This is a genomic window from Fervidobacterium changbaicum, from assembly GCF_004117075.1.
Taxonomy (GTDB): Bacteria; Thermotogota; Thermotogae; order Thermotogales; family Fervidobacteriaceae; genus Fervidobacterium; species Fervidobacterium islandicum.
This window is the reverse complement of record NZ_CP026721.1, coordinates 797,951-812,527: the sequence shown is the minus strand read 5'-3', so window position 1 is coordinate 812,527 and position 14,577 is coordinate 797,951. Positions and strand designations below refer to the sequence as shown.

The following is a 14,577-nucleotide window of genomic DNA, read 5'->3' as shown; positions in this document are numbered from 1 at the left end:
TTTAGTAACTTGGTTTAAAACTTTACAAAGTGGGGGAACTCGTGTTGCTGAATGAATTGAACAATGTTAGCAATAATGGACTTTTTGATTTCGTTGCGTTCTGTTCTTCGGGGTTGGAAGGTGCGGTGGCGTTAGAGCTTAAGAAGTTCGGATATAAGGTCTATTATTCCTCCTCCGGGAGGATATTTTTTAAAGCAAGGGTGGAAGATATACCTTTCTTAAACTTGTACATGAAGACGGCCGATAGAATATCATTGCTGATTAAGAGATTCAAAGCTGAGACCTTCGATGAACTTTTCGATAACGTTAAAAGTTCGAATTTAAGTGAGCTGGTGGAAAAGAACGCAAAAATTGTAGTAGATAAGTTGAAGATAACGAATTCAAAACTCAGTGCTACCGGAGCGGTTGCTTCGGTTTTGAAAAAAGCCATCGTAGAGAATTTGGGAGGAACTAACGAAAGTGGTCCTGTTTACAGCTTTGTACTTGTTTTGAAAGATGACGAAGCATTCTTGCTTCTTGATACTTCGGGAGATGCTCTATCGAAACGTGGCTATCGACTGAAGACAAGTAAAGCACCACTAAGAGAGACAATAGCTGCGGCAATTGTTGTTCTTTCACGCTGGGATTTTGAAAGCAGTGCTCCTCTTTTTGATACCTTCTGTGGCAGTGGTACAATTCCAATAGAAGCTGCTACACTCAACTTGCCAAACATAAGCAGAAGATATATTTCCGAGGAATGGAAAATCCTAAAAGAGCACTGGGAAAAAGTAAAAAAACGATCACTTGGAGAACTCAGACAACTTTCCAAGAAGCTCACACAAGCTTTTATCCACGGGAGCGACATCGATTGCCAAGTTATAAAAGTGGCACAGGAAAACATGAAGCGAGCTTCTCAAATCTTTCAAACAAAGCTACCGATTAAATTTTCTTGTACTGATTTTAGAGATTTGGCTACTTTCAATGGAAAGGCTTGGATAATTTCGAACCTTCCGTACGGTGAACGTTTGGATGACAAGAATGTAATAGAAGGTGTGAAGATATTGAGAGAGAAGTTCCCAAATGGAAATTTTTATCTACTCCATGCCGACAAAGATTTTGAAAAGCTCTTTGGTAAGGCGAGAAAGAAAATAAGATTTCAGAACAGCGGCATTTGGACATACCTTTTCATGTACTACTGATTTCTGAAAAGGTTCTTAAAAAGAGGGTGTTATTATGCTTCTTGTTGAAGAATTTCTCGACAATTGTTATGAAATTGCCAGAGACGTAAGTGAAGAATCTTTCAACACACTAGTAGAGTACATTGAAGATAATTACGAAAGGATAGATGACCCTCTTCTTTTTGAAGATGAAATCCGCAGTAAGCTCGAAGATTTTAAGAATTACATAATTGAAGCCAAAAAACTCTCAACAGAGCGTGCATTGAAAAGGCTTTCCCAGGTGTGCGGAATGGTGGAACGCTTTAAGTACAATTTCCTGACGTATTCTATTACATGCGAAGGTACAGAAGCTGGTAAGCCATTGGAAGTGCCGATAAAATACGCAAAAGGTGTCGGACCAGCGCGTGAGAAACTACTCAAAAAACTCGGCATCCAAACCATAGGGGATTTGGTGAGCTTTTTCCCGAGAGATTATGAAGATAGAAGAAAAATTATCCCTTTGATGTACGTTCGCGAGAACGAGAAAATAACAACCAAAGGCATTTTGAAGAGCATTGAAAAAACCAAGAAGGGAGACCTGGTAATTATCAGTGCACTCTTGCAGGATGGAATCAATCAGGTGATTCTAAAGTGGTTCAATCAGGAGTTCAAAGAGCTGGAGTTGAAACAGCTTGTGGGTAAGGAAATCTACGTTACTGGTACTGTTAAAAGAGGATTTTTTGGAGCCATGGAGATCCAAAACGCGGAAGTTTCTGTAAGTGAAACACCCGAAAGGGCGATCCTTCCGATATATCCGTTAACGGAAAATCTAACGCAAAAGGCAATTAGAAAAATCGTATATGAAAATCTTCCGAGCATATGTAACTTGAAGGAGATGTTACCTAAGGAACTAATTGAGGAAAGAAGACTTATCGATGTGTGGAAAGCATACACTGGAATGCATTTTCCAAAGAGTGCCTTTCATTACAAAATATCCAGAAGACGCTTAGCTTACGAAGAACTGCTTTTGTTCCAAATTGCTTTGTATCTGTCAAAGCAAAACGTCAAACAAGTTGGCGGTATTGCAAAAAATTTTTCTGGAAAACTTGCCGAAGAATTCATCTCAAAATTACCATTCAAACTCACAAATGCTCAAAAAAGGGCGCATTCGGAGATCCGTGGAGACATGCGCAGCCCAGATCCAATGAACAGGTTACTCCAGGGAGATGTTGGCAGTGGTAAGACGCTGGTTGCTGAGCTTGCGATAATAGATAACTACGAAGCCGGTTATCAGAGTGCATTTATGGTTCCAACTTCAATCCTTGCCATTCAGCATTTTCAAAAGCTCTTCAATCATTTAACAGACCTCGGTATAAGGGTTGCACTACTCATAGGATCCACTTCTCAGAAAGAAAAAGATAAGATAAAATTCGCTCTAAAAAACGGTGATTTGGACGTTGTGGTTGGAACACATGCACTCATCCAAGAGGACGTACACTTTGCAAACCTCGGGCTTGTGATAATAGATGAGCAGCACAGATTTGGAGTAAAACAAAGGGAAGAATTGATATCGAAAGGTAAAGTTGTGGATACACTCATCATGACGGCAACTCCCATCCCAAGAACACTATCACTCACTCTGTACGGTGATTTAGACGTTTCCGTTATAGACGAGATGCCACCTGGTAGGAAAGAAATCAAGACGTTCACATTGAGACATACAAGGGCGAAAGAAGTCTATAAATTCGTTAGAGAGCAGGTCCTTGAAAACGGAGACCAGGCCTACATTGTATACCCGTTAATCGAACAATCGGAAGCCATCAATGCAAAAGCTGCGGAAGATATGTACAGAACTCTCAGTAAAGAGGCATTCCCCGATATCCCCATGGGATTGCTTCACGGACGAATGTTGGATGAAGAGAAAAGCGATGTTATGGCTAAGTTTGCTCGAGGCGAAATAAAGATCTTGGTTTCAACGTCGGTTATAGAAGTCGGAGTAGATGTTCCAAATGCAACCATAATGGTTATCGAGAACGCCGAGCGATTTGGACTTGCGCAACTGCATCAGCTTAGGGGACGTGTTGGTAGAGGTGAGAAGCAAAGTTACTGTTTCCTTATTGTGAGTGAAGCTGGCGAAGAGGCGTGGGATAGACTCCAGTTCTTCGCGAGCACCAACGATGGCTTCAAAATCTCAGAATACGACCTAAGATTGCGAGGACCTGGTGAATTTTTCGGTACACGTCAGCACGGACTGCCTGAGTTTAAGGTCGCAGACATCGTGTCGGATACAGAGCTGATGCTCATAGCTCGTGAAGATGCCAAGCGTATAGTTGAAAATTATCCAGATAGTGAGATAATAAGAGAGGTATACAAGATTTACGGTGAGCGAATCAAATTTTTAGATGTTGGATGAACTTTCAAAGTATGTTATAATTAATTAGCAACTTAATTCACAATAAAACTCAAGGGAGGTATGACGGGATGAAAAAGTACGCAAAAACTCACGAATGGATTGATACCGAAACAGGAAAAGTTGGAGTTTCGAACTACGCTCAGGAACAACTCGGGGATATTGTCTACGTTGAACTTCCAGCTGTTGGTAAAGAAGTTAAGAAAGGAGAAAGAATAGTATCTCTTGAGAGTGTCAAAGCTGCTGGCGATGTATACGCACCAGTCAGTGGAAAGATAGTAGCAGTTAACGATAAAGTTAACGCAACTCCGGAACTAATAAACCAAGACCCAGAAGGCGAGGGCTGGCTAGTTCAAATCGAACCATCTAATCCAGCTGAGTTTGATGAGCTTTTGACAGAAGACGAGTACAAAGCTACACTGTAAGTTTCGAGGATGTGGTCAAATGACAAACGTGAATGCTTATTCTGTCTTGATGTTCATTGCCAACATCGTCTTAGCGGTACCTATACTACTTGCCGTGGTACAGCAAGCCAAGGCTTCAATGAATATTGCAAACGTTGTATCCGCAGTGTACATACTTATTTCCGTTGGGTTCTTTTCAGGAGACTTCAAAGCTTTCTTCACTAAACTCGGACTCTCCATATCACCTGTAGCCTACGTGATTTTGGCAGTTTTTACGTTCCTTATCGCAAGGGATTTTGGAGAGCTGAGAGTTAGGCAAGGTATGAGGAAAGCGGTTTTGATGAGTGTGATAATGATAGTTCTGAATATCATTGATTTCTTCTGGGTGAAGAGCGCAGCACTCATACCGCTGTTCTCAATCACTTGGACTTACGTAGCTGTGATTGTTATTGGTATAATGAAGTGGAACATAGAGTAACTTTGCGTTTCGATAGAAATGAAAGCCCGCATCTTGTTAAATGCGGGCTTTTTTCTTTCGTTTTTGTGGTATAATATGAAAAAGGTACGAACTGGAAATGTAAAGCATACATTAGAAAAACGTAGATTGGAGGTGTAAACGTGCGAAAAACGAAGATAGTTGCAACTATAGGACCAGCAAGTGAATCAGAAGAGAATATCGTTAAACTCTTAGAGTGCGGAGTTAATGTCTTTAGGTTGAACTCTTCTCATGAAACTATCGATGTCCACAGGGAAAGAATTAAGAGACTAAAGAGGGTAAGAGAAGGAGGATATCAGTTCGCTATACTTCTTGATTTGGCAGGTCCGAAGATAAGAACTGGTAAGTTTGAAACGGAATATGTAACGCTTGAGGATGGAAAAGAGGTTGAGGTTATCTGCGGCGAAGAATTCGTCGGGAACGCACAGCGTTTCTGGATAAATTACGATAAGTTGTATGAAGAAATCAAGCCAGGCGAGAAGATTCTAATAAATGACGGAGCTGTGGCATTAAGTGTAAAGAGTGTCGATAAGTCAAGTAAGACGATATTGTGCACGATTGAACGTGGAGGAACAATCACTCACAAGCGTGGTGTCAATCTTCCAGGCGTCGATGTTTCTATACCATCCATCACAGAAAGGGATAAAGAATTCATCCAACTCGGGAACGAGGAAGGCATAGACTACTTCGCACTGTCATTTGTCAGAAAGGCGAAAGACGTTGAAGATGCGAAGAAGTTAACAAGTATTCCCATCGTAGCTAAGATAGAAACTGCTCAAGCGCTAGACAACTTGGAAGAAATTGTTCTAAAGGCTGATGCTGTTATGGTTGCGCGTGGAGATTTAGGCGTAGAAATACCGATAGCGCAGGTTCCAATCGCTCAGAAAAGGATAATAGAGGTTGCCAATCTTTACAAAAAGCCCGTAATAACTGCAACGCAGATGCTTGAAAGTATGATAAATAGTGCAACTCCAACGAGAGCCGAGGTAACGGATATATCCAACGCTATTTTGGACGGAACAGATGCGGTAATGCTATCAGCGGAGACCTCCATTGGTAAGTATCCATGTGAAGCGGTCCGAGTTATGGATGAGGTTGCTAAGAACACGGAGGCTTACATGGAAGAGTACGAAACGTTTAGGCTCGACTGGTTAAAAGAGTATTCCTCGAGTTTGGATTTGCCAAGTGCCATTTCCTATGCAGCGACGAATCTGGCTAAGAACATCGATGCAAAGCTCATAATAACGGCAACGGGTACAGGGGCAACTGCTATACATGTTTCTAAATACAAACCATCGATACCTATAATGGCTGCAACAAACTGCTACGAAACCTTCTGCAGGTTGTCTTTGGTTTGGGGTGTGGTTCCGGTAATGCTCGAAAGGAGCTTAACAACGGACGAGATGATAGAAGAGGTTACAAGAAAGGCAAAAGAACTCGGATTCGTCCAGACCGGTGATAAGGTTGTTATCGTTGCCGGCATTCCATGGGGAAAACCCGGAACAACTAATACAGTCCAAGTCCAAGAAATCAAATAAAATTAACGAAAGCTACAAAAAATCCTACTTGAATTTGCAAAGAGAATTGGTATAATATACCACGTAGTGGTTTCTACCGCGTTGTTTGAAACACAGGAAATATAAAGCAATTAAAATCAAAATAAAGGAGGAAGCGGTCATGGCAAAGTGCGAAATTTGCGGAAAAGAACCAAGAGCAGGTAAAAACGTCAGCCACTCCAACAGACACACGAACAGATGGTTCAAGCCAAATGTCCAGAAAGTGAGAGTTTTGCTTGATGACGGAACTGTAAAAAGGATGAACGTCTGCACAAGCTGTCTGAAGGCTGGAAAGGTCAAAAGGTACGTAAGCAAATCACAATCCGTTTCAGTGGAGGCATAAAAAGCGGGGAAACACCCCGCTTTTTTTGAAGGTAGATGATTATGGTCATGAGAGTGAAGAAGTGGTATAAATTGCTAATATTATCATCAGTTATATTGAGCACACCAGTTGTGCTCTATCTTTTTTCTTTGCAGTTATCGAGTTTGGTGCTCTTTCTAGTTATGTCCAGCTACGCCGGTCTGTTATTACTTTTAGTAGAAAGCCTTATCTTAAAGCTGGAAGTCTCAAACAGCGAACTTTCAACGATATACTTTTCTGTGTCGTTAAGTGATATAATTGAGGTTGAGGATGGATTGTTTGCAACGAAGATAAGAACAAGATGGAGGGTGTATAGGTTACCTCCTATGGAAAACATACATATGATTCCTAGTAAAACTTCTAAAAATCGGTTTTAATTGGGAAATTGCATCTTAATGCGAGGGTTGGGAGGCGCTGTTTGTGGAAAGTCGAAGGACATTTGCAGTGATAAATGTTAGAAATTATCTCAGCAATCTTCAGTTCTTCCAAGAGCACTGCGCGCCGGCAAAGGTTATGCCTGTGGTCAAGGCAAATGCGTATGGACATGGTGCCGTGGTTTTGGCAAAGGCAGCTGAGCGTGCTGGGATAGACTATTTTGCCGTGGCGTTTTTGGAAGAAGCACTTGAGCTGCGCGAACATGGTTTGAAATCCAACATCTTGGTTTTCAACTACGTAGAACCAGATATGCTACCGATAGCTTACAAACATAACGTCACAATCACACTTTACTCTTGGGAACAGCTTTGGAGGTATTCAAAGGAAGTGCCGAAACCAAGATGTCACATAAAGATAGACACGGGGATGCGCAGGTTGGGAGTTCCTACTGAACAAGCGCAGGAATTTTTTGAAGCGGTAAGAAAAGCAGGATTCGAGGTCGAAGGGGCATATACTCACTTTGCTGTAGCAGACAGCTTGGAAGAGTCGGATGTTGCATTCACTAAAAAACAAGCAGAAGAATTTTCAAGACTTGGTCTCGATGTTAAGATAAAACACGTTTGCAACAGTGGAGCAGGGATTTCAAAAGTTGTGAATTGCTTTGACTACGTCAGGGTAGGGATAGCGAGCTACGGTCTGCAACCAGGGGACACGGTTCAGAGTGAAAAATTGAAACCCGTGCTGACTTGGAAAACCATCGTTTCGCATGTGAAAACCATACAACCTGGTGATACTGTGAGCTACGGTAGGACGTTTACAGCTTACAGTGAAATGAAAATAGCGACTATTCCTGTTGGATACGCTGATGGATACTGGAGGAGTTTATCCAATAAAGGATACGTTCTAATTCATGGAGAAAGATGCCCAATCGTTGGAAGGGTTTGTATGGACCAGTTCATGGTGGATGTCAGCCATTTAGATGACGTAAAGATTGGAGACGAAGTTGTTCTCATCGGCAAACAAGGTTCAAATCAGATTACTGCGGAAGAGATTGCAAAATTGGTAGGGACTATAAATTACGAGGTAACCTGCAGAATTTCAGAGCGGGTACCGAGAAAATACGAGGGGTTGGAATTGTGAACGGATTTAGAGAGGCTCTCGAAAAGCTCAGATCTCCCTATGTGGAGGAATTAAAAAACTGGATCGATAAAGAAATTGATGGGATATACAAAATTAGAAGCAAGAAGCTTCAGGAATCCAAGGACGGAAAAAAATTCTTGCTTTTGACTTTGGAAGATCGAACCGGGAGTGTTCGAGCGATCGATTGGTACAACGCTGAATCAAATGACGAAAAGCTCCAGGTTGGTCATGTTGTCAATGTGAGAGGAAGAGTGGTATATTTCGAAGAGCGCGTGCAGATAAACATTCTAAACGAGCAGGATGCCATAAAGAAGCTCTCACAGGATGAATATGATATAGAACGCTTTGTAAAAAGTGTTGAAAACGTTGATGAGATGTATAAATCACTGCTCAGGCTAATCGACACCATTCGGGATGAGGACTACAAAACGATTCTGCAAAGGTTCTTCGTTGAGGATAAAAACTTTGTAGAGATGTTTAAAAGTGCACCTGCGGGTATGAGGATACATCACGCATACAAAGGCGGGTTACTGGAACATTCTTTAAACGTCGCAAAACTTGTGGATAGTATCTGCAAAATTTATGACCAACTCGACAGAGATCTTCTTGTTACAGGAGCGCTTCTGCATGATATTGGGAAGGTCAAAGAGTATATGGTCAATTACAACGGCATAGAGGTCACAACCGAAGGTGAATTGATGGGGCATATAGTCATCGGAGTTGAAATGTTGTCTCAAAAAGCTAAGGGAATACCCTACGAAAAATTGCTGAAACTAAAGCACCTTATCGCATCGCATCACGGCGAATTTGAATGGGGTTCGCCTGTCTTGCCGAAAACCCCCGAGGCACTCGTACTCCATTTTGTTGAAAACATGGATTCTAAAGTGAATAGAGTGATGCAGATTATTGATAAGGAAGATAGAGAAAAAAGTTGGAGTGAATACGATTCCAATCTCAGTAGAAGGTTCTTCCTCAAATAATAGCATAAAATTTGATTTTCGATTTATATCTTATGACGCGGAAAGATAGGAAGTAGGTGGAAGCTATGGCAAAATCTAAAGTCGTTGAAAAAGATAAGAAAAACGAATTGGATAACCAGAGCGCTGATATTGAATTGAAAGGACAAAGCAAGAACGAAGAATCCAAAGGCGGTAAGAAGAAAGTAATTATCGTTGAATCACCTGCGAAAGCGAAGACAATAGAGCGAATTCTCGGAAACGATTATCAAGTCATATCCTCAAAAGGTCATATCCGAGACCTGCCTCAAAAGCAATTTGGAGTAGACCTGAATTCACTCAAACTGGATTTTGAGATTATTCCAGGCAAGGAAAGTGTAGTTGAGCAGATAAAGAAGATGACTTCCGGGAAAGAGGTACTACTTGCGTCTGACCAAGACCGCGAAGGTGAAGCTATAGCTTGGCATCTTTCAACAATCCTCGGAGTTAAAGGAAAGAATAGAATTACGTTTACAGAAATCACCGAGCGTGCAATAAAAGAAGCGGTTAAGAATCCTCGAGAGATAGATATGAACAAGGTAAACGCACAACTTGCACGCAGGGTACTTGATAGAATTGTGGGCTACATGATTAGCCCATTACTTTGGCGTATCATAAAGGATGCAAGGAGTGCTGGAAGAGTCCAATCAGCTGCATTGAAGATAATTTGTGAACGTGAAAGGGAACGCTACAGATTTGTCCCGCAAAAATATTTCAAGGTCTGGATAGATATCGCTGGTTTGAAAGCGTACTTAACGAAGGTCGATGGAAAGAAAATAAAACCTACCGATATCACTGAAGAAATCTCAAAAGATGTACTTCAAAAAGTTAAGAGCGTACGATTGGTAGACATCGATGTCAAGGAAGTAAGAAAGAACCCACCTGCACCATTCATAACCAGTACTTTGCAGCAGGACGCTGCAAGCAAACTCGGTTTTCCAGTTTCCAAAACGATGAAAATTGCCCAGGAATTGTACGAAGGCGTGGATACAAAAGAAGGTCATACCGCGTTCATAACTTACATGAGAACAGATTCAACAAGGGTGTCAGACGTGGCTAAAGAAGCTGCGGAAAAGTTTATTTTGAAGAATTTCGGAAGAGAATATCTCAACGAAAGTTCAGAAGTTGCATCAAAGAAGGGCTCAAAGACGAAAGGTAAGGTGCAGGATGCACACGAATGTATAAGACCTGTCGATGTGAATATTACACCCGAAAAGGCGAAAGAATTACTAGATAAGGACCACCATAAGTTGTACGAACTCATCTGGAAACGGTTCATCGCATCGCAGATGAGCAGCGCTATTTACAAACAGTACAGCTACGATTTCGAGAGTGGAAAGTACGTTTTTGAAGCGAGCATAAGGGAACGTATATTCGACGGTTTTGAGAAAGTGTACACGATAGATAACGAACCGAGCGAAAAACACAAGGAGTTGAAAGTAGACCAAGAATACTTAGTCGAACCGAAATCTGCAGAAGCGCAGACGACACCTCCGGATAGATATACAGAAGCTTCTCTTGTCAAGACGCTCGAGATGGAAGGAATAGGACGACCGAGTACATACGCAACTATTATTCAAACGCTTCTGGACAGAGGTTATGTGGTTAAGAAAAGAAAGACACTGATACCTACAATCCTTGGGTTCGTTGTGAACCATTATCTCGAGCAAAGGTTTCCAGATATAGTTGACAAGGGGTTTACGGCTGAGATGGAAAAGGAACTCGACGAGGTAGAGAACGGCAAGAAGGATTGGAAAGAAGTCGTTAAGTCGTTCCTAAAGGAGTTCAACAAAGACCTTGAGAGAGCCAAAAACGAGTTCTTTGCAATAGACTTTGACACCGATATAACTTGTGAGGATTGCTCAGGTAATTACAAACTCAAGGTTGGGAAGTACGGCTTGTATTTGCATTGTCCAAACTGCAAAACGAACAAGGCGTTGAAATCGGATGTGTTCGGCGTCATAGATGGAAACAAGTTGTACGTTTTAGAAGAACAAGAGAGTCAAGAAGAGAACGGTGAAAAAAATAGTGTGCAAAGTGAAGAATCGTCAGCCAACTCTGGTAATAGAAAATTCTACCGAAAGAGAAGAACTTCAGGAAGCAAAAAATCAAGTACCAAAAGTGCCTCATCAAAAGCGAAGAAGAAATAATGAGAGGTGTTTCTCGAATGGGACTCTGGGCGATTGGTGATATCCACGGTTGTCTAAGACCTTTGGAGCGACTGATAGAGAAGATATCACCAGGTGAAGGTGATAAATTAATCTTCCTTGGTGATTACATAGACAGAGGACCAGATTCTAAAGGCGTAGTTGATTTTCTGATCCATCTTTCCAAGAGAGTACAGTGCGTATTTTTGAGAGGTAACCATGAGCAGATGTTACTTGATGTTGTAGACAATAACGACGACATTTTTTTATGGAACTTAAACGGAGCGCAGGCTACGATTAGAAGTTACGGAAATCTTCTGGAACTTGAAACAAGTGAAGAGCACATGAATTTTTACAGAAACACGAAGTATTACCACATAGAGGGAAATTACCTCTTTGTCCACGGTGGTGTAAGACCAAATGTTTTGATTAATAGGCAAGAACCAAGGGACTTAATTTGGATTAGGGAAGAGTTCATACGCAAAAGGCACAATCTTGGCTTTATAGTAATCTTTGGTCATACCCCGTTTGAAGATGTGTACAAGGACGCAGACAAGATAGGCATCGACACCGGATGTGTCTACGGAGGTAAACTAACAGCTATTGAGCTAAAAATGGGAACTGTTGTTCAGGAGGTGTGCAGTAATGTATGATGAAATAATCAGACCAATAATAGTAGGTGTTTTTATGGGATGGGCAAATGTGATCCCGGGAGTTAGCGGTGGAACGATTGCCGTGATAATGGGGATTTTCGAGAGGTTCATAGATGTTATAAACGACATAATGGGATTCAAATTCAATAAGAAAGACTTGATTTTCATCGTAACCCTAGGTATTGGGATTCTTATCGGTATCGTAACGGGTAGCAAGTTACTCACATGGGCATTTCAAAACTATCCGTTCTACACTTACAGTTTCTTTTTCGGTCTCATACTTTTATCGTTGTGGAATTTCAGAAAGATGTTCTCACATTTCCGTTTTGTTGAGTTTATAATAGGACTATCTATAGTTGTAATTCCCTACATTTTTGAAAAGGCCCAGCGCTACCACACGCTTTCGGTTAAGACTGCTACTGATTACCTTCTTTTGGCACTTTCCGGTGCGATTGCGGGGGCTTCTATGGTATTGCCCGGTTTGAGCGGCTCACTTATGCTCATGCTCATCGGATACTACGAGACTGCAGTAAAAACGGTTTCTAAATTGACAAAAATCACCAGTGGTGGATTTACGTCTTCCGATATCTTCTTTCTTTTAGTTCTCGGAACAGGTGTATTGATAGGTGTTGGAGCCATTTCGAAGCTATTGAAAATCTGGTTTGAAAAGGCAAAGGTATCCATATTGAACTTCATACTTGGTCTGCTTGCCGGATCTTTGTACCCGATAACTCCAGCGTATCACGGTACAGGGAGTACTTTGGGAATGTTCATCTGGATTGCGGTAGGAGGCATAGTTGTCTACGCACTTGGTAATTTTGAGAGATAATTTAAAAAGAATTCGATGCTGTTAACTTGTAGTGATGGAAGACAATAGAACACTCATAACACGCGCAATATCATTCCCGTTCAGTTTCAAGAGATTTCTCACTACACAAAAACTGTTTACGTACATTGGAAGATTGTCAATATTCTTAAATCCACGCTTGGCTCGTACAAAGTCTTGGAATAACGAAAACTTCGATTCACATTGATTGTTTTGCCCAAGTCTCACAACAATATGATTGATATTCTTGTATAGTATCTTCACTGCACCATATGCACCAAGTCCATCTGTAATTAGTTCGATTGTTCTTTCGTTGTTACCAAAGAACTTCTCTAACAATATCTTCACTTGACCCATATCGCGATATTTGGATACATGCCAAGCAACAATGAGATTCGTCTCATGGTCAACTAAGAACCAAACATAGTACTTTTTGGATTTAAACAAAACGACAGTTTCATCACCATGGACTTTGAAAGCATCTACAGGAACGAGGATGGAAAAGAAACAAGACAACTTAAGGATCCACTTGTAGATAGCGACATGAGAGACTTTGATATTAAGTGAGTCTCTGATGGAACGCAAGGACACAGCTTTGAAATAAAGGACGAAGGCTTTAAGGACAATAAAGATAGGGAAACGGAAGAACTTGAAAGAGTCGAAAGGAAGAGGGACAAATTGAGGTAAGTTAGTTGGGATTTCGTCTCTGGTATGGCAAGAACGGCAACGGAACTTAACGAAGGCTTTTTTGATTTTGTGGATTTGCATAGTTTTTCCACAGACAGGGCATTTAGGATAAGGGAAAGAGAAGAGCTTGTGTTTTTTTGAATGAACAAGTCTGAAAGTGCGCTTACAGTCTTTGCAAAAGTATTGTTGGTTACCGTACTTATCATGACCGTTTTTGTAGATGTTGGTAGAGCCGCATTTGGGGCAAGAGACTACAGAATTTTGCATAGTGGAGTACCTCCTTTTTGTGAGAATTGATGGTGGGGGGTGTTCCACTAATAAGAAGATAATACGGTTTTTGGAAATTTTCAATACTTTTAGTTAACAGCATCAAGAATTCATAAGGGGGAATACAAATGGTTTCAGGATACTCTGAAGAGCTTAGAAGTATACTTGAACGTGCGAAAAGCGAGATTTCAAGTGCATCGGATAGTAAACAGCTCAACGATTTAAGGGTAAAGTACTTGGGAAAATCTGGAATTGTTACGTCTTTGATGAAGAAGTTGAAAGAACTACCACCAGAAGAGAGACCTAACTTTGGAAAGGTTGTTAACGAGCTGAAAGATGAAATAGAAAGCTTGCTTGAAAAAAGAAAAGACGAGTTGATAGAAAATGAAAAACAGTTGCTTTACAAAAAGCTGTGGGTTGATCCGACGATGCCGGGGGCACGCAGGTCGCGTGGACACCTGCATATAATCACCAAAGTTCAAAGAGAACTTGAGGATATATTCATTTCCATGGGCTTTTCTGTTGTAGAAGGTCCGGAAATTGAACAGCCATGGTTCAATTTCGATGCACTCAATACACCTGAATGGCATCCAGCAAGAGATTCACACGATTCATTCTACATCAACGATGAATACATGCTTAGAACACACACCTCTCCTGTTCAAATAAGAACGATGCTTTCAAGAAAACCACCTCTTGCCATCGTTGCACCAGGTAGAGTTTACAGAAGGGATTACGACGCTACACATCTTCCGATGTTTACCCAAATGGAAGGACTTTACGTGGATCACGATGTGACGGTAAAACACCTGAAGTATTTCTTGGAAGAGTTCGCAAGAAGACTTTTGGGCGAAAACACAAAAGTGAGGTTAAGACCGAGCTACTTCCCATTCACCGAGCCGAGTTTCGAAGTTGATATATACTTTAACGGCAGATGGTTCGAAGTTCTTGGTGCAGGTATGGTCCATCCGAATGTCTTCAAGAACGTCGGATACGACCCAGAACAATGGCGCGGACTTGCGTTTGGGCTTGGAATAGAAAGGATTGCAATGGTAAAATACGGTGTAAAAGATATCAGAGACTTGGTGCGAAACGATGTTAGGTTTCTGGAAAATTGGTAAGTT

The 14,577-nt window shown here is 41.2% G+C and carries 14 protein-coding genes; 13 read left to right on the top strand and 1 reads right to left on the bottom strand.

Annotated features, from left to right (window positions below; all coding sequences use genetic code 11):
• The first annotated feature begins 44 nt into the window (after positions 1 to 44).
• The 12 genes from CBS1_RS03825 (at position 45) to CBS1_RS03770 (ending at position 12,502) form a co-directional block, all read left to right on the top strand.
• Entirely contained in the window at positions 45 to 1,178 is a 1,134-nt protein-coding gene (locus CBS1_RS03825) for a THUMP domain-containing class I SAM-dependent RNA methyltransferase (RefSeq protein ID WP_241685567.1), read from the top strand.
• Between the two features lie 34 nt (positions 1,179 to 1,212).
• Entirely contained in the window at positions 1,213 to 3,549 is a 2,337-nt protein-coding gene (recG, locus tag CBS1_RS03820) for an ATP-dependent DNA helicase RecG (protein WP_090222874.1), read from the top strand.
• Positions 3,550 to 3,617: 68 nt separating this feature from the next.
• The gene (gcvH, locus tag CBS1_RS03815) at positions 3,618 to 3,971 is read left to right on the top strand and encodes a glycine cleavage system protein GcvH (RefSeq protein WP_033191926.1); all 354 of its coding nucleotides are present in this window, start codon (positions 3,618 to 3,620) and stop codon (positions 3,969 to 3,971) included.
• Positions 3,972 to 3,990: 19 nt separating this feature from the next.
• A complete protein-coding gene (locus CBS1_RS03810; protein ID WP_033191925.1) occupies positions 3,991 to 4,428 on the top strand; it encodes a hypothetical protein in 438 nt (145 codons plus the stop codon).
• A gap of 140 nt (positions 4,429 to 4,568) precedes the next feature.
• On the top strand, positions 4,569 to 5,984 hold the full coding sequence (gene pyk / locus CBS1_RS03805; protein ID WP_090222873.1) for a pyruvate kinase: 1,416 nt from the start codon (positions 4,569 to 4,571) through the stop codon (positions 5,982 to 5,984).
• Between the two features lie 139 nt (positions 5,985 to 6,123).
• The gene (gene rpmB, locus CBS1_RS03800; protein ID WP_033191923.1) at positions 6,124 to 6,345 is read left to right on the top strand and encodes a 50S ribosomal protein L28; all 222 of its coding nucleotides are present in this window, start codon (positions 6,124 to 6,126) and stop codon (positions 6,343 to 6,345) included.
• 41 nt (positions 6,346 to 6,386) lie between these two features.
• Positions 6,387 to 6,740 carry a hypothetical protein gene (locus CBS1_RS03795; protein WP_090222871.1) on the top strand — a complete coding sequence of 118 codons (354 nt, stop codon included), beginning with the start codon at positions 6,387 to 6,389 and terminating at the stop codon, positions 6,738 to 6,740.
• A 43-nt stretch (positions 6,741 to 6,783) separates the two neighbouring features.
• Positions 6,784 to 7,878, top strand: a complete 1,095-nt coding sequence (gene alr, locus CBS1_RS03790; protein ID WP_176759498.1) for an alanine racemase — start codon at positions 6,784 to 6,786, stop codon at positions 7,876 to 7,878.
• On the top strand, positions 7,875 to 8,858 hold the full coding sequence (locus CBS1_RS03785; RefSeq protein ID WP_090222868.1) for a 3'-5' exoribonuclease YhaM family protein: 984 nt from the start codon (positions 7,875 to 7,877) through the stop codon (positions 8,856 to 8,858). Before alr ends, CBS1_RS03785 begins: the two co-directional genes overlap by 4 nt.
• Before the next feature lie 65 nt (positions 8,859 to 8,923).
• Positions 8,924 to 11,023 carry a type I DNA topoisomerase gene (topA, locus tag CBS1_RS03780; RefSeq protein WP_090222866.1) on the top strand — a complete coding sequence of 700 codons (2,100 nt, stop codon included), beginning with the start codon at positions 8,924 to 8,926 and terminating at the stop codon, positions 11,021 to 11,023.
• The gene (locus tag CBS1_RS03775; RefSeq protein ID WP_236938331.1) at positions 11,023 to 11,673 is read left to right on the top strand and encodes a metallophosphoesterase family protein; all 651 of its coding nucleotides are present in this window, start codon (positions 11,023 to 11,025) and stop codon (positions 11,671 to 11,673) included. Before topA ends, CBS1_RS03775 begins: the two co-directional genes overlap by 1 nt.
• Positions 11,666 to 12,502: a DUF368 domain-containing protein gene (locus CBS1_RS03770; RefSeq protein WP_033191917.1), complete on the top strand. Its 837-nt coding sequence runs from the start codon at positions 11,666 to 11,668 to the stop codon at positions 12,500 to 12,502. The genes CBS1_RS03775 and CBS1_RS03770 overlap by 8 nt, the downstream gene beginning before the upstream one ends.
• 21 nt (positions 12,503 to 12,523) lie before the next feature.
• Here CBS1_RS03770 and CBS1_RS10445 read toward each other — a convergent pair whose 3' ends face one another.
• A complete protein-coding gene (locus tag CBS1_RS10445; RefSeq protein ID WP_033190915.1) occupies positions 12,524 to 13,453 on the bottom strand; it encodes a DDE-type integrase/transposase/recombinase in 930 nt (309 codons plus the stop codon).
• Between the two features lie 128 nt (positions 13,454 to 13,581).
• Between CBS1_RS10445 and pheS the strand changes: the two genes are divergently transcribed.
• A complete protein-coding gene (gene pheS, locus CBS1_RS03765; protein ID WP_033191916.1) occupies positions 13,582 to 14,574 on the top strand; it encodes a phenylalanine--tRNA ligase subunit alpha in 993 nt (330 codons plus the stop codon).
• The last annotated feature ends 3 nt before the right edge of the window (positions 14,575 to 14,577 follow it).